This window comes from Paenibacillus sp. MAHUQ-63 (genome assembly GCF_028765165.1).
Lineage (GTDB): Bacteria > Bacillota > Bacilli > Paenibacillales > NBRC-103111 > Paenibacillus_E.
The window spans coordinates 1,036,885-1,059,067 of sequence record NZ_JARADB010000002.1 but is presented as its reverse complement, the minus strand read 5'-3'; the positions used below and the strand labels follow the sequence as shown (position 1 = coordinate 1,059,067).

Sequence of the window (22,183 nt, the reverse complement as noted above, 5' to 3'; positions counted from 1 at the left end):
CTCCCTTCCTAAGATGACCGCTTGGCGTTCCACCGGATCACAAGCTTCTCCAACCCTGCGATCAGCCAGAAGAAGAGCAAGCTGAGAATAACGATGATCAGAATGGCAACGAATTCCCGGTCTGCCCGGAATGCCGATTTCTGCAAGATCATGTAATAGCCGAGCCCGACACCCCCGCCAAGCCACTCTGCGATCACGGCTCCCATCACACTGTAGGTAGCGGAAATTTTGAGTCCGGTAAATACGAACGGCATGGCATGCGGCAGCTCCAGTTTATAGAAGATTTGCCGTTTGCCTGCGCCGATCATTTGCATATAGTTATACATGTTTCTATCCGTTTGCATGAATCCGTCCAAGGTAGACATCGTCACAGGAAAGAAACATACGAGCGATATCAAAATAATTTTAGGTAAAATGCCAAAACCGAATAAAATGATCAGCAGCGGCCCCAGCGCGATAACCGGCACGTTCTGCGACAGAATCAACAGCGGATACAATCCCGCCTTCAAGAAGGGGACGCGATGCAGTATGCTTGCAGCAGCGATGCCGCCAAGGCTGCCGACAAGGAAACCGATCAACATCAGACGCACAGTTGCCCACGTATGCATCCATACCCTGGCCATATCCGTTGTGCCGTCCCGCCAGATTTTGAGCGGACTCGGCAGCAGCCAGCTTGCCGTCCCTCCCCACGTTACGGCAAGCTGCCAAATAAGCAAGAGAAGGATGACCACAACAACCGGTGGCCACCCTGCTTTCAATGCGTTCTTCAGCTTCATTATCTGTACTTCTCCGTCAGCTTGTCCATGGAAGCGCCGGATGGATTGAAATAAATTTTCACCTGGGAGATGACGTTCGGGCTGCCCATCTCAATCATCGCTGCATTCATATCCTGAATGATGAGCATCAATTGATCCAGCTCCCCTTCCATCGTTGTCTCAAGCGGGGAGACGAAGTATTTCACACCTGACTTTGCGATGACTTCGATCGCACGGTCCACATAAGGAATGACATCTTCGTTGTTTTTCGTTTTGGGAATGATTTGAATACTGACAAGTGCATTAGCCACATGAACGGCCCCTTTCGGTTTAACGATTTATTTCCGGTATGATGATTATTTCGAGCTTGCAGGCAAGAAGTTGTTCGTAAATGCCGCATCGACATCGAGATTTTTCTCGAGCAGCTTATGTTCCAGCATCCAGTTGGCATAGTTCTCCCATACCTGACGCTTCTGCTCGCCCCAACGAGGCGCATCGTCCTGATAACGCGGACTCAGCCATTTCTGACTGGCCAGCACGAGCTTCGGATCCAGATCCGGTACGGCTTTGATCAAAATATTCGCCGCATCCTCCGGTTTGGAGATGGCAAATTGATATCCTTTGGCGGCAGCAGCGGTGAACGCTTTTACAATTTCCGGTTTTTCTTTGATCATTTTCTCGTTCGTTGCCAGAACCGGCGTATAATAATCCAGCTTATCGGAATACTTGTTCAAATAAATCATGTTGAGCGGTTCGCCGCGAAGTTCAGCGTCCACACCTGTCCATGCATAGTAGATCCAGGCGAAATCGATATCTCTTTTCACGGCTGTGAAGTAATCCGCATCTCCGATGTTCACAATTTTCACTTTGCTCGGATCGGCTTTCTCCGATTGCATCAAGGATTCGATCATTGCGCTTTCCGCCGGAGCTCCCCAGCCTCCATACGTTTTGCCTGCAAAATCCTTCGGTGTGACGATATTTTTCGCAACGGGAGATGCGAAGCCCGAGGTGTTGTGTTGAATAACTGCGGCAATCGAGACGATCGGCACGCCTTGAATACGGCCTTGCGTAATGCCTTCCTGATAGGATACGCCGAACTCGGCGGCTCCTGAAGCAATCATCGCGTCAGCCCCCGCTTCGCCAGGCGCGATAATTTGAACGTTCAGCCCCTCTTGTTCAAAAAATCCTTGGTCTTTGGCCACATATAAGCCCGTATGGTTGGTGTTCGGCGTCCAGTCCAAGACGACTTTCACATCCGTCAGCTTCTTGGCGGTAGCAGCCGGCGCCGTTGAAGCGGCAGGCGTAGCGGGCGACGCTCCTTGCTTCCCGCAGCCTGCGGCAAGGACGGTCAAGCTCACGAGCATGAGTGGTGCAATTTTCTTCCAGTTCATTTCTTGTTTCCCTCTCCCTTTATCTGTATAACCACAAGAAAAAGCCCCCGTTTACCGGGAGCGCCATAGGTAGAAAATGATATTCTCATTCCGAACATTGCGAATGGACATGCATTTGTATGAATTCTCTACGCTGGCATTACCCAGATCAGATTAACGGTTAGTGACATAACGGTCACAATCTCAGCCTGACTCCTCAAGCTCCCGTGGGTTCTTATTGGTTTGATATTACCATACCTCATGTTCGCAATGATTGCAAACATTAATCATTAACTTAGCTAAATAACCATTCCTTCATCCGCGAGCCGATCCGTTTCGCATCTTCATACCCGAGTTCATGCAGCGCTTCCAGCTTCTTCGGACTTTTCTCCATCCGGCCAACAACGACTTTGGACGAGGGGCGGATGACTATCGCGCTTCCATCCTCTTCCATCTTCCTCACCAGCTCAAGCGTTCCGTTATAGATCTCGCTCCGATTGACAAGCACATCCACGAGTCCGTCATACTTCGGATAAAAGCTTTTGGCCAGCCATCTCTGCTTGAAGGGCGTTTTGCGGTAGCCTTCTTCCTTCGTTAACACAATGACGTGCTTACGGTTCCCATCGGCAAGCGATTTCTGCACAGGAATGGGATCGACAAGGCCTCCGTCAAATAAGGTTCGGCCTTCATAATGGATAGGCGTGGCCACAAACGGCAGCGAGCTGGATGCTTGAACGATCGGCATCGTTTGCAGCTGGAGCTGATGCTTCGTGTAGTAAATCGGTTCGCCGGTGTGCGCATCCGTTGTCCCGATTGCAAACTGTTGCGGCGAACTATAGAAAGTATCGTAATCGAAGGGCACCAGCTTATTAGGCAATTCATTGAATATAAAATCCATGCCGAATATGCTTTTGTAGCGCAGTAAATTACGATAGCTTAAATATCTGTGATCACCGATATAATCGATGGTTACTTTCTTATTGCGTCCGCGTTGTTTGGAGATGTATGAAACCGCATTGCAGGCTCCGGCGGACACCCCGACGACATACGGGAAATACCAGTCTTGCTCCATAAAGTATTCCAAGACTCCCGCGGTGTACACGCCACGCATACCTCCGCCTTCCAGTACGAGTCCAATTCCTTCCATGGTGACACCTTCTTTCTCTCTACTCTAGCCACCTCTAAGCATACAGGAAATGTAAAATAAAAGAAATGCTTCTCCGTCTCCGTAAAAGGGACAAAGAAGCAGGTTCGAGCCATTTTATGATGCGGATTCGGGAAATACCCCGGATAAACCGCGTTTTTGACGAATTTTCCGAATGATGAGACCATTGGTTGGCGATAAAAGGAAAGCCAGAACGAACATGGCCCCTGCCACGCTGATCATGCAGCCGGCAATCGAAGCGTCCAACAAATAAGCGACATAATAGCCGACTACCGAGGAGAGCACGCCGATCGTCATACTCCAAACAATCATGACGTTCAGCTTCTCCGTTAACAAATATGCCGTCGCTGCCGGAACGATCAGCATGCCTACGACGAGAATCGCTCCGACGCTCTCGAAGGAAGCTACAGTTGTTACCGACACCAAGCCCATCAAGAGATAATGGAACAGCAAGACCGGTATGCCCACAGCTGCGGCAAGCGCCGGATCAAACGAACAGAGTTTAAACTGTTTATAGAACAGTCCGATGACAACCGCGCTGAGCAGCAAAGCGAAACCTACCGCCCAGACAGCCTTCGGCCCGATGCTGATTCCGCCTACCTCGATGGTGTTCCACGGCACATAGGCAATCTCACCGTACAGCACGCAGTCCAGATCCAAATCGATTTGTCGGGTATATAAACTGACAAGAACAACACCGACCGAGAATAGCGCTGTGAACACAACGCCGATCGAAGCATCGGATTGCAAGCCGCTCTGCTGAAACAGCTGGATGAGGAACACGGTGATCAATCCGATGGCCGCAGCGCCGATCAGCATGAAGATCGAGCCTCTCGACCCGCTGATCAGGAAGGCGATGACGATGCCCGGCAATACGGAATGGCTGATCGCATCTCCGATCATGGCCATTTTACGCAGTACGAGGAAGCACCCGACCAACGAGCAAGCCGCGGCAACGAGAGCAGCCGTCAAAATAATCCAGAAATCATTCAACTTGGCTCACCCCTTTGGCCTTGATGTACGGATCCGAATCCTTCTGCACCTGCTGTTTCAAGGAGGACTGACGGAACAGTTTAACCAGCAGTCCGCGTTTGGGCGCAAAGAAAAGGGAGAAACCGAAGACTCCGGTAGCCGCCAGCACGCTCAGCGGTCCGGTCGGCAAATTGCTGCCCATCGTACTGAGGTAGGTGCCGACAAACCCGCTGAATGCACCGAACAGACCCGCCAAGATGACCATCAGCCCGAGCTTCTCCGTCCAATATCTGGCGGCCACTGCGGGGGTAATGAGAAGAGCGGCCATCAGGACGACGCCAACCGCTTGAATGCCGACAACTACCGCCACCACGATCAGGAACATCATGAAATGATCAAGGAGCCCTACCGGGAAGCCAAGTCCCCTGGCGTATCCGGGATCGAAGCTGAGCAGCTTGAATTCTTTGAAGAACAGCGTACAAATACCAACTAGAACGAAAGAAATTATAGCCATCGTGACCACATCCGAATGCACCATCGAAGCCGCTTGCCCGAACAGAAATTTATCCAAACCGCTCTGGTTTCCGCTGGAGCTGTGCTGAATTTGGGTTAGCAATACGATACCTACCCCGAAGAACACGGATAAGACAATGCCGAGCGCCGAATCCTGCTTGATCTTGGAATGCCGCGTAATCCAACCGATGCTTAATGTAGCTAATAATCCCGCCAGCGCAGCGCCGATCAAGAAGAACAGGATCGATTTGGAGCCTGTTATCATGAAGGCGACGCACACACCGGGAAGCGCTGCGTGCGACAAGGCGTCGCCCATGAGAGATTGCTTGCGCAAATATGCGAAGCTGCCCAACACTCCGCTGCTCAATCCGAGAAGCGAGCAGCCGAGCAAGATCCAGCGCGCATTCGGATCCTGCCATAAATGAAGCAATGTGTCCAACATGGTGATCACCTCATCCTATTCGCGTGTGGGTATCTTCCCGATCCCAAATCGCCAGTTTCCCGCCATACGTTTGCTGCAATTTCTCCTTCGTGAACACCTCATCGGTCGGTCCGATGTCGACGATCCCTACGTTGAGCAATATGACCCAATCGAAATATTCCTTCACTGTCGATAAATCATGATGGACAACCAGCACGGTTTTCCCTTGCTTCTTCAGCTCGCCAAGGAGCGTAATTATCGCTTTCTCCGTCGCGGCATCAACCCCGACGAACGGTTCATCCATGAAATACAAGCTGGCATCCTGTGCTAGCGCGCGGGCGAGGAAGATGCGCTGCTGCTGTCCGCCGGAGAGCTGGCTGATCTGCCGTTCGGCGAAGTCGGCCATGCCCACCTTCTCCAAGCATGCCATCGCGATCTGCTGTTCCTTGCTGCCGGGTCTGCGGAACCAGCCCAAGTGGCCGTACCGTCCCATGGTCACGACATCCAGGGCGTTCGTCGGGAAATCCCAATCGACCGATTCCCGCTGCGGGACATAGCCGACAAGTTTGCGCTGTTCTTTGTACGGCTTGCCGTAAATTTTCACATCGCCTGATAATTTGGGTATAAGCCCGAGCGCGGCTTTGATCAAGGTCGATTTGCCCGCACCGTTCGGACCGACGATCCCGATGAGCTTGCCTTCGGGAATCGTGAGGGATACTTGCTCAAGAACCGGCTTCTTATGATAAGCAACCGTCATATTATGAATGGAAAGCGGGGCATCAGAATGTTTCATTGTCGTTCCTCCTCAATAATGCGAATCTATTCGGTCGCTACTTCAGCGCTTTGACAATGGTATCTACGTTGTGCCGAACCATGCCGACATAGGTGCCCTCCGGAGTTCCGGCCTGGCCCATGGCGTCGGAGAAGAGCTCCCCCCCGATTTGAATCTCATGCCCTTTCTCCTTCGCTCCTTGAATGACCGCTTCGATCGACTTTTTGGGAACGCTGGATTCCACGAACACCGCTTTGATCTTCTTCTCGACCAGGAAATCCCTGAGCTGACTAACGTCCTTGGAGCCGTATTCCGACGCTGTGCTAATTCCCTGCAAACCCTTCACTTGAATATGATAAGCATCTCCGAAATAACCGAACGCATCATGTGCGGTAACAAGAACGCGTGTGGCTTCGGGAATCAATGCGATCTGCTCGGTTGCATACCGGTCCAGCTCTTCGAGCTCCTTCAAGTACGCAGCCGCGTTCTTGCTGTAATCGTCCTTATGTGCCGGATCGTGCTCACTCAGAGAATCCCTCACTTGCTCGGTCGCTTTCATCCAATGCTTCACATTGAACCAAATGTGCGGATCATACTCGGTCGCCATCTCGGCGCCGGAACGCAGCGCCTTGCGATCAATGTTGTCGGAGACAGCGACGGTCGGTTTCTGTTTGCCCATTTTCTCCAAAATCTCAACCATTTTCCCTTCCAAGTGCAGCCCATTGTAAAAAATAATTTGTGCTTCATCCAGCTTCTTAATATCGCCCTGCGAAGCTTTATATAAATGCGGATCGACACCTGCGTTCATTAACCCCGTAACTTTTACATGTTCCTTGCCCACATGCTCCACAATATCCGTAATCATTCCGATCGTTGTTGTTACCTGGATCTCCTTCTCTGTCTTCGCGGCCGGCTGAGTCCCCGTGTTCCCACATGCCGTCACAGTCAACATGATGCTTAGTAAGGCAGCCTGGGCTGCCATCTTCCAAACCCCTCTAATCTTCATTGTGTTCCTCCCCGATTGGATCTTCTTTGCAAATTGGACAAGCGCATATTTGTTTACCCAAGGAAACTTTATCATATGTACATTATTAACCAGAACCACAAATGTTGCAATAGGGAAAAATATTTTCTTCGATACATTTTTTTTATCCACGCCCACATTCCTTCAAACAGTCTTTTATCATGCAGGACAGACACACGAGAGCACGGTTCGTGACACCGCTAGCGCTAACAGTCAAATAAAATAACCAACCGGTCGTGAAGCACACGCCGCTTTCATCAAAGGCTGTAAGGGTTGAACCCTACAGCCTTTGATGCGAGCGGCGTTTTGTATTTCGAGGAGAAAGGAGGGATTTCATGAAGTTTGAACGTGCCTTCGAAATCATCATGGCATCACAGCTTGCTTCGGAGAGGAATGCCCCCAGGCGGGAAAAGTTGGAAAGGGGGTTGGGGCATGGAGAAACGGAGTTTCTGAGAAAGGAGTGGTATCCGGCAATCGGCAGTTTCGATCATTTGTACCCCGAGTGCGAGGAGCGTGATTTCTCGAATGGGTACCGCTACTTGGACTTTGCTTATATGCCTGGCGGCGCCAAAGCTGCCATTGAGATCCAAGGATACGCCACCCATGCGCGCGATATTGAGCTTTGGCGGTTCAAGGATCTGTGCATGCGCCATTGCCTTCTGGGTTTAGATGACTGGCTCGTCATGCCGCTCGCCTACCCTGCTTTCGCGGAAACGCCAAAACAGTGCCAACAGCTGATCCTGGAATTTGTTGGAAAATTTGTTTCTTATTCTAATTCCGATGCCATGAATGGGTTCGAGCTTGAAACTGTTCGCTTTGCACGCAGATTGCTGCAACCCTTCTCTCCTTCAGAGCTCGCCGCGCATCTTCGCGTAAGTCCTCGCCACGCTCGCAACCTTATGCGCAGTTTGTGTGACAAGCAAGTACTCATGGTATCCTTATCTCGCCATTGTTCCTTCAATTTCAGTGGCAAACCGCTCAATAGCGAATCGTATTTCCTCTTCATTCGCAGAATGGGTGAATTTGGGTGAAATAGCGAACTGTATTTCCTTTGCGTTGATGATGCGTGCGACGCTGGAGCTTGTGGGGGTAGACATGCTACCCCTCACCAGCAGTTAGCGGAAATACGATTCCTTATTTCAGCCTGAGAGGGAATTTTGGGGGAGGATGCGGAAATGTAAGACCTTATCTCGCCATTGTTCCTTCAATTTCAGTGGCAAACCGCTCAATAGCGAATCGTATTTCCTCTTCATTCGCAGAATGGGTGGATTTGGGTGAAATAGCGAACTGTATTTCCTTTGCGCTGATGATGCGTGCGACGCTGGAGCCTGTGGGGGTAGACATGCTACCCCTCACCAGTAGTTAGCGGAAATACGATTCCTTATTTCAGCCTGAGAGGGAATTTTGGGGGAGGATACGGAAATGTAAGACCTTATCTCGCCATTGTTCCTTCAATTTCAGTGGCAAACCGCTCATTAGCGAATCGTATTTCCTCTTCATTCGCAGAATGGGTGGATTTGGGTGAAATAGCGAACTGTATTTCCTTTGCGCTGATGATGCGTGCGACGCTGGAGCTTGTGGGGGTAGACATGCTACCCCTCACCAGCAGTTAGCGGAAATACGATTCCTTATTTCAGCCTGAGAGGGAATTTTGGGGGAGATGCGGAAATGTAAGACCTTATCTCGCCGTTGTTCCTTCAATTTCAGTGGCAAACCGCTCAATAGCGAATCGTATTTCCTCTTCACTCGCAGAATGGGGGGGTTTGGGTGAAATAGCGAACTGTATTTCCTTTGCGTTGATTATGCGTGCGACGCTGGAGCTTGTGGGGGTAGACATGCTACCCCTCACCAGCAGTTAGCGGAAATACGATTCCTTATTTCAGCCTGAGAGGAAATTTTGGGGGAGGATACGGAAATGTAAGACCTTATCTCGCCATTGTTCCTTCAATTTCAGTGGCAAACCGCTCAATAGCGAATCGTATTTCCTCTTCATTCGCAGAATGGGTGAATTTGGGTGAAATAGCGAACTGTATTTCCTTTGCGTTGATGATGCGTGCGACGCTGGAGCTTGTGGGGGTAGACATGCTACCCCTCACCAGCAGTTAGCGGAAATACGATTCCTTATTTCAGCCTGAGAGGGAATTTTGGGGGAGGATGCGGAAATGTAAGACCTTATCTCGCCGTTGTTCCTTCAATTTCAGTGGCAAACCGCTCATTAGCGAATCGTATTTCCTCTACACTCGCAGAATGGGGGGTTTTGGGTGAAATAGCGAACTGTATTTCCTTGGTGCTGATGATGCGTGCGATGCTGGAGCTTGTGGGGGAGGCATACAAAAAAAGCTGCCCCCATGGGACAGCCTACAAATTGCTTTATCTATGCTTCGATTCAAATCCGCGCGGTTGCGCCCGGCCATCGATTAATGACATTAACGTTGTTCCTTATAAAGCTCCTTGATCGCCAGGAACTCATCCAAATGCTCCAGGAACAGATCTACAATTACGGGATCGAAGTGACGCCCGCGTTCCGTTCTCAACAGCTCGAGTACACGGTCAAGCTCCCAAGCTTTCTTGTACACGCGATCACTGCACAAAGCGTCAAAGACGTCCGCAAGCGCCGCGATACGTCCATAGAGATGAATCTGCTCGCCTTGCAGCCCTTGCGGATAGCCGGTGCCGTCGAACCGCTCATGATGCTGCTGCGCGATGATCGCCGCCGCATTCAGCACCTGCTTGTTCGAGTGCTTCAACATTTCGTAACCGAGATTCGAATGGGTTTTCATAATATCGAATTCTTCCTTGGTCAGCGCCCCCGGCTTGTTCAGGATCGCATCCGGAATCCCTACCTTGCCGACGTCATGCATCGGAGAAGCGAGCCGAATGACCTCAGCCTCCTGATCGGACAACCCGTATTTCTTGGCAAGCAAGCTGGAATATTCCGCGACCCGCTTCACATGATGCCCTGTTTCCCGGGATCGCGTTTCGGTGATTTCCCCCATCGTATAAATAATTTCCTGCTGCGTGCTCTCGAGCTCTTCGTTCAAATAAATATTTTCAAACGCGACGGAAACATTCGCGCAATAGATGTCGATCAAATACTTCTCCCACTCGCTTAGCGACTTGAAGCCATTCATGTAGATGACGTTCTCCATCCCCATTTTGCTTTGGAAATAAATCACGAAGCGATCCGGCGCGAAAGAGCTCTTCTTCGTGAGGAAAGCCTTCTCGATCTCCTCCAGCACGTTCGCCGGCACGACATCCCGCGCCCGCTCGTCCTCATTGGACGCGTAATCGCCGCTAGCCGCCAGTATGTAGATATCTTCAACGCCCTTCGTTACGGCGAAGGAGCAATGCAGCGCATTTTTGTGCAGATTGACGATCGAAGTCATCTGCGTCAATACGCCGGAAGCGAATTTCTTCATTGATTGCAGCTCGAATAACGTGGCGGAAGACTTAATGATTTCCTCAAGACCGGCTCTGCTCTTCTCGATCGTTCGCAAATCCCGGTAAGACCGCAGCGCCGTTACGACCGTAGTGAACAGCTTCTGAGTCGTAAGCTCCGTCTTCTCCTTGTAATCGTTAATGTCATAATCCATGATGACGGTGCGCTCAGGCGCTTGTCCTGGCTGTCCGGTTCGGAGAATGATGCGTATGGACGTATTTTTCAATTGTTCGCGTATATATCTGACAACCTGGAGCCCGGCATCTTCCTGCTCCATCACGACATCCAGCAGAACCAGTGCCGCATCGGGCTGTTGCTGTAAAATCAGTTTCGCTTCCGCTGCCGAATAGGCACTGTGAAACTCCAGCATTCTGCCGTCAAATTCAAAATCCTGCAGAACCATCTTCGTTACTTGATGGACTTGCTTGTCATCATCGACGATTAAGACAATCCAAGGATCTTGTTCAACGGTCATCTCGCTTACATGGAGGATCTCTTCTTCATCGGCGAATAGAAGCTCATCCTGGTCCAATAACCCATCCTGTCTAGTCATCCTTCTGACTCCTCCTCTTTCGGAATCGTGATCATAAATAAGCTTCCCTGCCCAAGTGTGCTGAAACATTGAATGGTACCGTTCAACGATTGGGTGACAAGGTTATAGACGATATTCATCCCTAACCCGGTCCCACCTTTGCCGCGGCTAGTCGTAAAGAACGGGTCGAAAATCTGATCCAGCACGGCCTGCGTCATGCCTTTGCCATCATCCGAATAGGCTAGCTGAATGTGATCCGCCTCTTCGCTGACCCGGACGCTCAAAGTACCTTCTTCTTCCGGTGCATAAGCATGATTCAGTGAATTCATCACCAAATTCGTGATGATTTGCGATAAAGCCCCTGGATATGTATACAAATTCACGTGACTATCGCCATAAACCTCCACACGCAGGCGCGATTTCTTAAGTGACGGCTTTAGACTGGCGATAATCCCTTCCAAGTATTCGAGCAAATGAAAGGTACGCTTCACTTCAACGCTCTGGTCGACCGAAATTTGCTTGAAGCTGCGAACCAAGGAGGAGGCGCGCTCCAAATTGGATTGTATCATAGCGTTCGTTTCTTCCAGAACGGTAAGAAACTGCTCCAAATCCGACTTTTTCATTTTGCCGGTTGCATATAAGCTGCGGAAATCTTTCGTCTTTTGATCCAAATACGTTACCGCGGTAACCCCGATTCCTATCGGCGTATTGATCTCATGGGAGACGCCGGCCACAAGGTTGCCTAGTGCCCCCATTTTCTCCGATTGGACCAATTGATCTTGGGTGATCTGCAGGGTATGCAGCGCCTGCTGCAGCTCCATATAGCGTTCATCCAGATTGTTGACCATATCGTTGAAAGCTTCCGAGACTTCGGCAATCTCCGGCGACGTCCGGAACTGCAGCTTCGGCAGCTCGCCGCCCTGCTTCACGATCACAGCGGCTTCCCGAAGCCGGCTTAACGGACGAATAACGATCCTGCGCAAAATTAACCAGAGTAACACAGATAAAATCACCGCAATGGAGATGCCGACAATGAGAATAAGCTTCGTACGCTTCTCCAGCAGCGCCGTTTCCTCCGAGGAGTCGAATATAACTTCCACCGCGCCGACGACGAGTCCGTCTTCCTGCAGCGGTGCGGTCAGACGGACGACCGGTCGGTCATTCTCCTCAATCGGCAGGCGGTCGACAATCGTTTGATCCTGATTCGGAATGACCACGGATGATGCCGGCAGCTTGCGGCCGACTTCCGAGCGGTTGGAAGCTGCGAGGATCGTGCCCTCTTTGTTGTACAGTTTCATCTCGATGACACGGTCGTTCTTGTATTCTATGTAGTCAAATATCTGCTGTACGTCGGAAATCGACCGCGATTCTTCATAACGCCCGTTGATGGCGATCGTCATGCCGCTGATTTGACTGACGTATGCTTCTTTGATGGAACGGTTAAGGCTCATCGTGTCGAAAACCATCATCGTGGAAATCATGACCACGGTAACGGAGGTAATCAGAAATACAATTCGCTTCTGCAGGCTCATTCTTTTACGAGGGAGTGACATTGGCGGGCCGCTCCTATTTCACATCGAACGTTATTGTCTTACTAACGTTATAAGGCGTATGGTCGTTGTTATGCAGAGATACCAAAACTTCATGCGGTCCTTTGCTGAGATGCTCCAGTACCTTCTCTTTATCCGTTACGACGATCTTCTCCCCTTTATCCAAGGAGACATGGACATGCCCTTCCCCTTGTACGCGTTGATGATCGTAGTGCTCCTTGGACAACTTGAGGTCCGTAGTAAACTGTAGAGTCGCCGAGTCGCCGTTAACCGTTGCGCTAACCTCCAAAGTCGGTGTAAATGCGCTAGCCGGCGCCGCCGTCTTCTTCGATGTCCCGCAGCCGGAAATTACGAGAGCAAGCGCGGCGGCGAGACACAAGCTTTGACAAATCTTCATCATTTCATCCCCTATTTAGACCCTATTTGTCTTTTCATGTCAAAAAAAGCCATCCTCTCTAGCTTATGAATATTCATACGGTTTGTCTACTTATATTTTAGGAATAAAGTCCTTATTCGACGCAATAGTATCTGTATTCCAAATTTTCAGACTATTACTGTCGAATTTTCTTGAGAACGCTCGCATTTTGCGCTTCCCCAGGAAATAATTTCATTTCCCGATTGAGGAATGATTTCCCCGCATTTGGCGCAATGTAGTAAAGTCGCTATTCATCTTCAACACTTGATCCCAAGGAGGCTCTCCCCTATGACCGACACCCGTGAGTTTTCGATGCAGGTCCAACATGCCGTTGACGCGGCCGATCACGCCATGCTCGCAGCCCAAGAAGCCGAGCATAGACTTCAGCGGGCTATTACTACGGCCAATCCTAGCGAAATCCAATCCGCACAGGCGGCTCTTGTACAAGCCAAGCACAAGGTTAATGACGCGCATGCTCAGCTTGAAGTTTATAACAATGAACAATACGGACAGCAGATCAAGCAGACGATGGAGCAGCTGATCCAGGCTTCCCAGGATCTCGATGCCAATCATGTCAAGTTTCACACGCCGAAACAAATCCGATAAGGCTGCTCCTATGCAAAAGGTGATCGAATTTCGATCGCTTTTTCTTTTTGTACGGACAATATGTTAAACTACTGGGGAAGGTTTTCAAGTTACTTGGGGAGGCACTACATTTCATGCTCGTTATCGGAATTGCCGGAGGTACCGGTTCAGGAAAAACAACAGTGGCCAGATCGATCATCAACAAGCTGGGCTCCACGAACGTAACTCTAATATCGCAGGATAATTATTATCTTCATCATAGCGGTCTGTCGTTCGAAGAACGTGAGCGCATCAATTACGACCACCCTCGGGCGTTCGAGAATGAGTTGCTGCTTAAGCATCTGAACGAATTAAAGAACGGCAATCCCGTCCATATCCCGGTCTATGATTTCTCGCAGCATGCCCGTTCATCAGAGACGATTCGGATTGAGGTCAAGCCGATTGTGCTGCTGGAAGGCATTCACGTGTTAACCGACGAAGAGCTGCGCAGCGCCCTGAACATCAAAGTGTTCGTCGATACGGATCCGGATGTGCGCATTCTGCGCCGGCTTTCCCGGGACATTAACGAGCGCGGACGGACGCTGCAATCGGTCTTCGATCAGTACTTGACGACTGTGAAGCCGATGCACGATGCATTCATTGAACCGTCCAAGAAATATGCGGACATTATCATTCCTGAGGGCGGCGAGAATCAAATCGGCATCTCCATGCTGACGATCCTGACGGAACGATACATGACCGATCAAGCGGCCAGCTACGAAATCGGCTAAACGCAAAGACACTCCGCCTTGCTCAAGGCTGGAGTGTCTTTTGTTTATGATTCGGCTTGTTCTCGACCGGCTTGAACACGACGAAATCGAAGTCCGGAAAGCGCAAAAACGATATAAATGAATCCGAGTACATAAAAAATGCTGGTTACACTCGTATAGCGAATGGCCATGCCGCCAATGAGCGGTCCCGCTATACTTCCGATGCTATACTGTATCGAAGCCAAAACATTCGCCGTAGGCAGCAGATGCTTCGGCAAAATATCCGCCGCATAGGCAAGTCCCAGCGAGAAAAACGAACCGACCATGCCTCCGGCAAGGCCGAATAAGAGGCCGATGCCCCATAGGCTATCCCCGGCGAACGGCATGCAGAGAAAGGCTGCGGCTCCGGTCAAACCGGCGGCGATCAGAATCTTCTTCCTGCCGATACGATCGCTCCAGATGCCCAGCGGCAGCTGCATGATGAGACTGCCGACGCCGATGATGGGCAGCAGTATGCCGATTTCGTGCTCTGCAAGGCCGACCCGCAGGCCATAGAGCGGAAAGTTGCTGTTCATGGACGATTCCATGTATCCGAACAGCAGTGAAGTCGTCAGCGGAAACCAAGCGAGAGCCATCACTTTGGTAGCGCGCTTATGCACGGCTTCCATGCGTTCGCCGTGCTCCGGCCGCTCATTCGGCAGTTTCAGCAGCAGCATGAGGACGACCAGGAAGAAGCCGCTTGTCGTTAAGAACGGCACCCAAATCCCTGCTTTAAGCAGCGTTATGCCGATAGGGCCTAAGCTGAAGCCAATTCCGTAAGCCATCCCGTATAACGAAATGTTGCGCCCCCGGCGCTCCGCGGGACTGGACGAGACGATCCACAATTGCGTGGCATAATGAAGCGCACTGTCCCCAATGCCTACGAGCAGCCGCAAGACGAACCAGAACCCCAGCTGCTGCCAGGCAGGGAACAAACACGTCGCCGTGATGATCAACCCCATGCCGGTCACAATGACCGGCTTATATCCGAAGCGCCGCACCGGCTTCTCAATGAAGAACATCGTGGAGAAGATGCCGATGTAGAGCGCAGCGGCGTTCACGCCGTTCGTATCCGCAGAAACGCCGGAGCGGTCCAGCAGAATCGTCAGCAGCGGCATGAGCATGCCTTGACTCATCCCAGCCACGACGATGACCATAATTAATATGGTTAATTTATTGGACGAAAGTCTAGTTGGAGCTGTCATGTCCGAAACAAACGGTTTCCCAACGTCCTGCATATTCGTCCAGCCTGCTGCTCAGCGGAACATGAAACTGCTCGTTGATATAAAGTCTCAATTTTCGAATCCATTCCTTGAAGGAAGGATAGGTGACGAATTGATTGGCATAACGGTCGCTAAGGCATAAGAAATAAGGTCCCGGGGATTTATCCGTTAAAAAATGAAGCGACGTGTCCATGGGCGTATATTTCTTCCGTTTGCCTTCCCATGTGTCCAAATCCAACTGCACGGTCGTATTCGCACTCTTCAACAAGCTCTCCAAATGCTTCACACGCGCATAATAGGGCTCCTCGCATGTAATCTCCATCCTGCGCAGCGTTTCTTCATGCTGCGGATAGAAAATGGCCCGAACGAACTTCTTCTCTTCCGCCCATGCGGTGCAAGCGTTAATATCCGCCTCGGTCCAGTCCTCGAACGTCTCAAATATAAAAAGCGTGCCCTTCCGGCTCTGCGGCGGGGGTTCGTACCCAAAGGGCACTTTGATTTGCTCTCTTGCCATCCGTGTCCTCCTCTTGTTGTCTGACTTCCTTCACTTATCCAGTCCTCTATTGTAGCATACCCTTTTAAAATTAACGAAATCAGGGGACGATTGGCTTTAGATCGCCCAGTACGATATACTTTCTTTGTATTCATATTCCATTAAGGGAGACCTAAGCATGAGAGATCCACGACTTCAAACTTTTGCTCGCAACATTATCCGTTACTCGGTAAGTCTTCAGCCAGGGGAGAACATATTGATCGAAATGATCGGTGTCAAAGATCCGGAGCTCGCGAAATGCTTCATCGAGGAAGTATACGCCGCAGGCGGCACTCCATTCATTGAGCTGCGCGATCCCATGATCATGAGAAGCTTGCAAATGAAAGGCACCCAAGAGCAATTCAGCGAGTGGGCCGGCTTCGAGCTTGCCCGTATGAAGCGGATGGATGCCTATGTGGCAGTTAGAAGCGGAGACAATATTACGGAATCGTCGGACGTTCCGGACGATCAAATGAAACTGTACTTAAAATATTTCCAGCGCCCTCTCTTCGACGAGCGCATCAACAATACCAAATGGTGCGTCATGCGCTATCCGAATGCTTCTATGGCCCAGCTTGCCGGCAAAAGCACGGAGGAATTCGAAGACTTCTACTTCAACGTCTGCAATCTGGACTACAGCAAAATGGCCGAAGCGATGGAATCGTTGGTTCAGCTCATGAACCGTACGGACCGTGTTCGTCTCGTGGCCAAAGGCACGGACATCTCCTTCTCCATCAAAAATATCGGCGCCGTACCTTGTTCGGGCCGCCGAAATATCCCGGACGGCGAAGTGTACACGGCTCCCGTGAAAGATTCCGTGAACGGCGTTATCTCCTATAACACGCCGACGATCTACTCCGGCACCTCTTTCGAGAATATCGTCCTGCGTTTCGAGAACGGCCGCATCGTAGAGGCGACCAGCAACGATACGAAGAAGTTGAACGACATTCTGGATACGGATGACGGTGCAAGGTATATCGGTGAGTTCGCAATCGGCGTCAATCCGCATATCAAGCATCCGATGAAAGATATTTTATTCGATGAGAAGATTGACGGCAGCATTCACTTCACCCCAGGGCAAGCGTACGAGACCGCGGATAACACGAACCGGTCCTCCGTGCACTGGGACATGGTGCTGATTCAACGTCCGGAATACGGCGGCGGGGAAATCTACTTTGACGATGTGCTGATCCGCAAGGACGGCCGATTCGTCATCCCGGAGCTGGAGAAGCTGAATCCGGAGAACTTAATGTAGTGAAATAAGCAGCCGAAGCTGCCCGGAAGGGTGCTTCGGCTGCTTTTCTGTAATGACATTAACGATAACGGCACGCTATCCAAGCCAGTGGAATACAACGCGCTCCGGAGACTCGTCCGGCCCGTTCCGAACGGCCGGAACGAGCCGTTCGGCGCCTGCAACGGGCTGCAAGCTAGCGGAGCTCCAAGCCGAAGCTTGAATCTGCACTTGTGCCCCTTTCGGGACCCAAGGGAACAGCTGCTGCACATCTTCATTCGACAACCGGACGCAGCCCAGCGATTTATTAGCTCCGATCGAGCTTTCATCATAGGTGCCGTGCAGCGCGATGGACCCGAGCCCGAGCCCCGCCTCTCCGTAGACTTGGGGATGGCTGCCCCGCGGCTGTTTGACGCGGTCCTGTACGATATAATCTCCCTGCGGCGTACGGTCATCGGCGCCAAGCCCGATCGTTTTGTCCCAAAGGACATACTCACCGCTAACCAATCTTAACTGGTGCGCCGCTTTATTGATCTCTATATGCACCGGTGCGTACGGCCAATTCGGTCCTGCAGCGGTATTGGCGTAAAATCTGCGTGCCGGATCAGCCGCAGCGGCATCATAGACCCAACCGCCTTGACCGTTATAAGCCGTTATAACGCCGTTAGAGCCCGTTGAAGCCTCGAGTGGAATAAAGCTTAAGTAGTTGTTCGGATAATCGCCAAGCAGCGCCTCCAGACGTTCTGGCGCGCTTCCATGATCCTTGACGTAGGCTTCCAGAGCCGTCCGAACTAAATTAGCACCAATCGCGTTAAGCGGTTGGTGCTTTTCAAATTCGGCGTTCATGAAACGGATACGGACCGCATCGTCCGTCTCCGGATGATACTGCGCCACGACGATTGCGCTTGCGGCAAGCTGTTGATCCCTTAACAGCAAGGTCTTCCCTTGATTCGCAGCGTCAAGGGAAACGACGCCGTAGATGACGATGTTCGTCTTCGGCATCTCCTTGGCCAGCTCCAATGCCATCTTGTGCAGCTCTGATTCTATTGCTTTCTCCTGCGTCTCGGGCGCTATGTACAGAACGAACGGGGCGTCGACCGTTTCATACGTGATCATACTCCCTGTCCCCCATTCTTTCATCGCCGAGATCGTCTTATAGAGAGGCTGCCGGCCGGCAAATAACAGCACGATCAGAACATTCAACACAAGCAGGACGATAAGCAGCGTCTTCAGGAATGGCGGCAGAAGCCTCTTGCGTTCATCCGGAAAAGCTTGCTGCAGTTGAAGCGCATGCGCGGATTGCTCCGCTTCAATCTGACGCAGGGCCCGGTTAGCCGCGGAATAGAACGGGGACGGATACGTCCGCAGCACTTCTTTGTAATGAAATACGGCCCGTTTCATATTCCCTTTTCCGTGAAATTTTTGCCCGATCTTGAAATGAGCTTCCGGAGAGGTCGCATCCAAATAACGGATCACTTTCTCGTGATACATCGGATCGGACGGAGAGATGAACAAGTTTTTGCGCAAATGAATGAGATGGTCATCGAGATGGTTGCGAAAGCGTTGATTGTGGCGGATCATTCGGCTCCTCTCCATTCCATAAATTGGCTTGTCTCATTCGTGATGTTCGATACATTTAGTATCTCTGATACATAATGTATCACGTTTGGCAGCGGCGTGACAACTGTTTTGTGCTTCCTGAAAGCACCAGCATGAACGCCCCCCAAATGGCACAAGCTGAATCACGGAGGTGATTACGATGGGTGGGAGAAACAGCAAGCCGAAAAACAATGGTCCAGCCGGCAGCCCTTCTCGCTTGGAGCAGTTCGGCGAGAAAGCTGTCCAACAAGAGAAGCGCGAAATGAAAGAACGCCATCACAAAAATTCGTAATCATACCAAAAAAAGACGCTCCGTCCGCGATTACCGCGGATGGGAGCGTCTTTCCTCTGTTAATGTGCCACTTGGTTGTAAGTCATAATCCAAATCGAACCGCCGACGATGGTAATGAGAATGATCAAACCAAAGATCAACGTCATAATATTCCAGCGTGCGTTCTCGCCTTCTCTCACATGCATGAAGAAGAACAATTGCACGACGAACTGCAGAATCGCCATAAGCAGAATCAGAATGAGCGTTCCTGTGCGGCCCATCATATGGTTCATGACCGCTACCAGCGGTATGATGGTCAAAATAATCGATAGCGCGAAGCCGATGACATAAGATTTCATCGATCCATGTCCGTGATTGCCGTGTGAATCCGTATGGTGCTGACTCATCTTACATCACCCCCATTAAATAAACGACTGTAAAGACGAAGATCCAAACAACGTCAAGGAAATGCCAGTACAAAGAAATGACTTCCACTTTCCGTTTGGTTACCGCCGTAATGCCTCTGCGTCTGAGCTGCAGGATCAGTCCTACCATCCAGATCAGACCGACCGACACGTGCATGCCGTGAGTCCCTACCAAGGCGAAGAAGGCGGACAAGAATGCGCTTGTCGAGATTGTCGCTCCCTCATGATTAACCATGCTAATAAACTCAGCTACTTCTAATCCGACGAAGGAAGCCCCGAGAAGCGCTGTGACGGCCAACCAGCCGATCAGCTGTTTCAAGTTCCCTTTGTGCATGCCCAGAACCGCCAGACCGCTTGTAAAAGAGGACGTAAGCAAGATGAACGTCTCGGCAATAATGCCCGGCATCTTGAACAGCTCTTCCGGCGTCGGTCCCCCATTCGTATTCTGATGGAGAACCATATAAGTGGCAAATAAAGATCCGAATAAGATAACGTCGGTAATCAGGAAGATCCAGAACCCGAACGTCTTGAGCGATTCGTGATCATGTTCATGGTCGTGTTCGTGAGCGTGCTGCTCACCGTGCGCGGCTGCATGTGCCATTAGACTTTCGCTCCTTTCAATGCGGCTTCCGTACGTTTTATTTCGTCTACCGGAATGTAGTAATCCGTGTCGTAACTGAACGAACGTGCCAGCATACAGATTCCGACACCGATTAGCGCAGGAATCGTCAGCCACATCCAATCCCAGACGAAGCCGAAGCCTGCGAAGAACCAGCATGCCGATTTGATGAATGGTATCGCCGAATTTTTCGGCATATGAATCGGTTCATAAACGGCCGGAGCCTGTTTACCCGCTTTGCCTTGCATTTTCTGTTTCGTTTCCCACCAGTCGTCGACATCTTTCACTTGCGGAAGAACGGCGAAGTTGTAGAGCGGCGCAGGTGAAGGAATCGACCATTCCAGCGTCCGGCCATCCCACGGATCTCCCGTCACGTCCTTCTCTCTAAACTTGATGGAGTGAGCGATTTGCCATACTTGGAACAAGAAACCGATCCCCATCAAGAAACCGCCGATCGTGGACACCAGGTTGAGCGGCCCCCAGCCCATATCGAAATCGTACGTGTACGTACGGCGTGTCATTCCGTCTAATCCTAAGAAATATTGCGGCATGAAACATACATAGAAACCGATGTTCCACAGCCAGAACGCCCATTTGCCCAAGTGCTCGTTGAGCTTGAAGCCGAACATTTTCGGCCACCAGTAGTATAAGCCTGCGAAGTAGCCGAACGCTACGCCGCCAATAAGCACCTGATGGAAATGCGCAATCAGGAAGTAGCTGTTATGGAACTGGAAGTCAGCCGGCGCAACCGACAGCAAGACCCCGGTCATCCCCCCGACGACGAAACAAGGAATGAACGCAATCGTCCACATCATCGGCGTCGTGAAACGTATTTTACCGCGGTACATCGTGAACAGCCAGTTAAATACTTTCGCCCCCGTAGGAATGGCGATCAGCATGGTCGTGATGGCGAAGAAGGCGTTGACGTCCGCTCCGGATCCCATGGTGAAGAAGTGATGCGCCCATGTGAAGAACGACAGTAAGGAAATAATCAACATGGCGAATACCATCGATTTATAGCCGAACAATTTCTTTTTGGAGAATGTCGCGACAATTTCCGAGAAAATCCCGAATGCCGGAAGTACCACGATGTAAACCTCAGGGTGACCCCACATCCAGATTAAGTTGATATACATCATCGGATTTCCGCCGCCGTCCAGGGTGAAGAAATGTGCTCCGAAGAAACGGTCCAGGAACAAGAGTGCGAGCGTTACCGTCAAGATCGGGAAGGCGAAAATAATCGTAATACAGCTGGATAAAACGGACCACGTAAACATCGGCATTTTCATCAGCGTCATGCCTGGAGCACGCATTTTGAGGATCGTTACAATGAAGTTGATCCCTGTCGCCAAACTGCCGATACCGGAAATTTGAATACCCCAAATATAGAAGTTCTGTCCGACGCCCGGGCTATGCGAAAGCTCTGAGAGCGGCGGATAGCTGAGCCAGCCGGCATCCGGGGAACCGCCGATAACGAACGAGACGTTGAACAGCATCGCGCCCCAGAAGAACAGCCAGAAGCTGAGGGAATTCAAGAACGGATACGCAACGTCCCTCGCACCGATTTGCAAAGGAACGACGATATTAAATAAACCGAACATGAGCGGCATCGCCATGAACAAAATCATGATGACACCATGCGTTGTGAAAATAGCGTTATAGTGTTCTGCTTGCAGAAACTCCGTATTCGGCATCGCCAGCTGCAAGCGCATCAGCAAGGCGTCCACGCCGCCGCGGAACAGCATCAGGATCGAACAGACGATGTACATGATCCCGATCCGTTTATGATCCACACTGGTCAGCCACTCCCGCCAGAGCCAGCCCCATTTCCTAAAGTAGCTCAAGACGAAAATGATGGCGACGAGCGAGAGCCCGATACTTACCTGTGCACCCAAGATGAGCGGATCGCCCGTTACGAAAAATTCGGATGCGAACTGTTTGATTGTATCCAACATGAGCATAACTTCCTTTCATGAAACTTT

Annotated in this window: 22 protein-coding genes; 5 read left to right on the top strand and 17 right to left on the bottom strand. The window is 50.9% G+C overall.

Features of this window, described 5'->3' with window-relative positions:
* Positions 1–8 precede the first annotated feature (8 nt).
* From PUT07_RS13055 to PUT07_RS13020, 8 genes are all read right to left on the bottom strand, one after another.
* Positions 9–776, bottom strand: a complete 768-nt coding sequence (locus PUT07_RS13055; protein WP_274468494.1) for an ABC transporter permease — start codon at positions 774–776, stop codon at positions 9–11.
* On the bottom strand, positions 776–1,066 hold the full coding sequence (locus tag PUT07_RS13050) for a thiamine-binding protein (RefSeq protein ID WP_167054316.1): 291 nt from the start codon (positions 1,064–1,066) through the stop codon (positions 776–778). Before PUT07_RS13050 ends, PUT07_RS13055 begins: the two co-directional genes overlap by 1 nt.
* 45 nt (positions 1,067–1,111) lie before the next feature.
* On the bottom strand, positions 1,112–2,146 hold the full coding sequence (locus PUT07_RS13045; protein WP_274468493.1) for an ABC transporter substrate-binding protein: 1,035 nt from the start codon (positions 2,144–2,146) through the stop codon (positions 1,112–1,114).
* 274 nt (positions 2,147–2,420) lie between these two features.
* Positions 2,421–3,272, bottom strand: a complete 852-nt coding sequence (locus PUT07_RS13040) for a patatin-like phospholipase family protein (RefSeq protein WP_274468492.1) — start codon at positions 3,270–3,272, stop codon at positions 2,421–2,423.
* Positions 3,273–3,386: 114 nt separating this feature from the next.
* On the bottom strand, positions 3,387–4,283 hold the full coding sequence (locus PUT07_RS13035) for a metal ABC transporter permease (RefSeq protein ID WP_274468491.1): 897 nt from the start codon (positions 4,281–4,283) through the stop codon (positions 3,387–3,389).
* The gene (locus PUT07_RS13030; protein WP_274468490.1) at positions 4,276–5,217 is read right to left on the bottom strand and encodes a metal ABC transporter permease; all 942 of its coding nucleotides are present in this window, start codon (positions 5,215–5,217) and stop codon (positions 4,276–4,278) included. The genes PUT07_RS13035 and PUT07_RS13030 overlap by 8 nt, the downstream gene beginning before the upstream one ends.
* A 10-nt stretch (positions 5,218–5,227) precedes the next feature.
* Positions 5,228–5,989: a metal ABC transporter ATP-binding protein gene (locus tag PUT07_RS13025; RefSeq protein WP_274468489.1), complete on the bottom strand. Its 762-nt coding sequence runs from the start codon at positions 5,987–5,989 to the stop codon at positions 5,228–5,230.
* A gap of 37 nt (positions 5,990–6,026) precedes the next feature.
* Positions 6,027–6,974, bottom strand: coding sequence for a metal ABC transporter solute-binding protein, Zn/Mn family (locus tag PUT07_RS13020; RefSeq protein ID WP_274468488.1), 948 nt, complete (start codon positions 6,972–6,974; stop codon positions 6,027–6,029).
* A 353-nt stretch (positions 6,975–7,327) separates the two neighbouring features.
* Here PUT07_RS13020 and PUT07_RS13015 point away from each other — a divergent pair, with 353 nt between their 5' ends.
* Positions 7,328–8,023, top strand: coding sequence for a transcriptional regulator (locus PUT07_RS13015; RefSeq protein WP_274468487.1), 696 nt, complete (start codon positions 7,328–7,330; stop codon positions 8,021–8,023).
* Between the two features lie 1,395 nt (positions 8,024–9,418).
* On the opposite strand, the gene PUT07_RS13010 is transcribed toward PUT07_RS13015, so the two are convergent.
* From PUT07_RS13010 to PUT07_RS13000, 3 genes are read right to left on the bottom strand one after another with little or no spacing between them, the layout of a single operon-like run.
* The gene (locus PUT07_RS13010; RefSeq protein WP_274468486.1) at positions 9,419–10,984 is read right to left on the bottom strand and encodes a DUF3369 domain-containing protein; all 1,566 of its coding nucleotides are present in this window, start codon (positions 10,982–10,984) and stop codon (positions 9,419–9,421) included.
* The gene (locus PUT07_RS13005) at positions 10,981–12,516 is read right to left on the bottom strand and encodes a sensor histidine kinase (protein WP_274468485.1); all 1,536 of its coding nucleotides are present in this window, start codon (positions 12,514–12,516) and stop codon (positions 10,981–10,983) included. Before PUT07_RS13005 ends, PUT07_RS13010 begins: the two co-directional genes overlap by 4 nt.
* A gap of 13 nt (positions 12,517–12,529) precedes the next feature.
* Positions 12,530–12,913: a hypothetical protein gene (locus tag PUT07_RS13000; RefSeq protein WP_274468484.1), complete on the bottom strand. Its 384-nt coding sequence runs from the start codon at positions 12,911–12,913 to the stop codon at positions 12,530–12,532.
* Between the two features lie 303 nt (positions 12,914–13,216).
* Between PUT07_RS13000 and PUT07_RS12995 the strand changes: the two genes are divergently transcribed.
* On the top strand, positions 13,217–13,534 hold the full coding sequence (locus PUT07_RS12995; RefSeq protein ID WP_274468483.1) for a hypothetical protein: 318 nt from the start codon (positions 13,217–13,219) through the stop codon (positions 13,532–13,534).
* 113 nt (positions 13,535–13,647) lie between these two features.
* Positions 13,648–14,283 (top strand): uridine kinase, encoded by a 636-nt coding sequence (gene udk, locus PUT07_RS12990; RefSeq protein WP_274468481.1) that lies wholly within the window; start codon positions 13,648–13,650, stop codon positions 14,281–14,283.
* 44 nt (positions 14,284–14,327) lie between these two features.
* On the opposite strand, the gene PUT07_RS12985 is transcribed toward udk, so the two are convergent.
* Together PUT07_RS12985 and PUT07_RS12980 are read right to left on the bottom strand one after the other, a co-directional pair.
* On the bottom strand, positions 14,328–15,539 hold the full coding sequence (locus tag PUT07_RS12985) for an MFS transporter (protein ID WP_274468479.1): 1,212 nt from the start codon (positions 15,537–15,539) through the stop codon (positions 14,328–14,330).
* Positions 15,490–16,038: a hypothetical protein gene (locus PUT07_RS12980; RefSeq protein ID WP_274468478.1), complete on the bottom strand. Its 549-nt coding sequence runs from the start codon at positions 16,036–16,038 to the stop codon at positions 15,490–15,492. The genes PUT07_RS12985 and PUT07_RS12980 overlap by 50 nt, the downstream gene beginning before the upstream one ends.
* 157 nt (positions 16,039–16,195) lie before the next feature.
* Here PUT07_RS12980 and PUT07_RS12975 point away from each other — a divergent pair, with 157 nt between their 5' ends.
* Positions 16,196–17,311, top strand: coding sequence for an aminopeptidase (locus PUT07_RS12975; RefSeq protein ID WP_274468477.1), 1,116 nt, complete (start codon positions 16,196–16,198; stop codon positions 17,309–17,311).
* A 75-nt stretch (positions 17,312–17,386) separates the two neighbouring features.
* Here PUT07_RS12975 and PUT07_RS12970 read toward each other — a convergent pair whose 3' ends face one another.
* A complete protein-coding gene (locus PUT07_RS12970; RefSeq protein WP_274468475.1) occupies positions 17,387–18,868 on the bottom strand; it encodes a L,D-transpeptidase in 1,482 nt (493 codons plus the stop codon).
* A 178-nt stretch (positions 18,869–19,046) separates the two neighbouring features.
* Here PUT07_RS12970 and PUT07_RS12965 point away from each other — a divergent pair, with 178 nt between their 5' ends.
* Positions 19,047–19,178 (top strand): hypothetical protein, encoded by a 132-nt coding sequence (locus PUT07_RS12965; RefSeq protein WP_274468473.1) that lies wholly within the window; start codon positions 19,047–19,049, stop codon positions 19,176–19,178.
* Positions 19,179–19,237: 59 nt separating this feature from the next.
* Here PUT07_RS12965 and cyoD read toward each other — a convergent pair whose 3' ends face one another.
* The 3 genes from cyoD to PUT07_RS12950 are packed head-to-tail and all read right to left on the bottom strand — an operon-like array spanning position 19,238 to position 22,156.
* The gene (gene cyoD / locus PUT07_RS12960; RefSeq protein WP_274468471.1) at positions 19,238–19,564 is read right to left on the bottom strand and encodes a cytochrome o ubiquinol oxidase subunit IV; all 327 of its coding nucleotides are present in this window, start codon (positions 19,562–19,564) and stop codon (positions 19,238–19,240) included.
* Position 19,565: 1 nt separating this feature from the next.
* On the bottom strand, positions 19,566–20,183 hold the full coding sequence (gene cyoC, locus PUT07_RS12955) for a cytochrome o ubiquinol oxidase subunit III (protein ID WP_274468470.1): 618 nt from the start codon (positions 20,181–20,183) through the stop codon (positions 19,566–19,568).
* Positions 20,183–22,156: a cbb3-type cytochrome c oxidase subunit I gene (locus tag PUT07_RS12950; protein ID WP_274468469.1), complete on the bottom strand. Its 1,974-nt coding sequence runs from the start codon at positions 22,154–22,156 to the stop codon at positions 20,183–20,185. Before PUT07_RS12950 ends, cyoC begins: the two co-directional genes overlap by 1 nt.
* Positions 22,157–22,183: the final 27 nt, after the last annotated feature.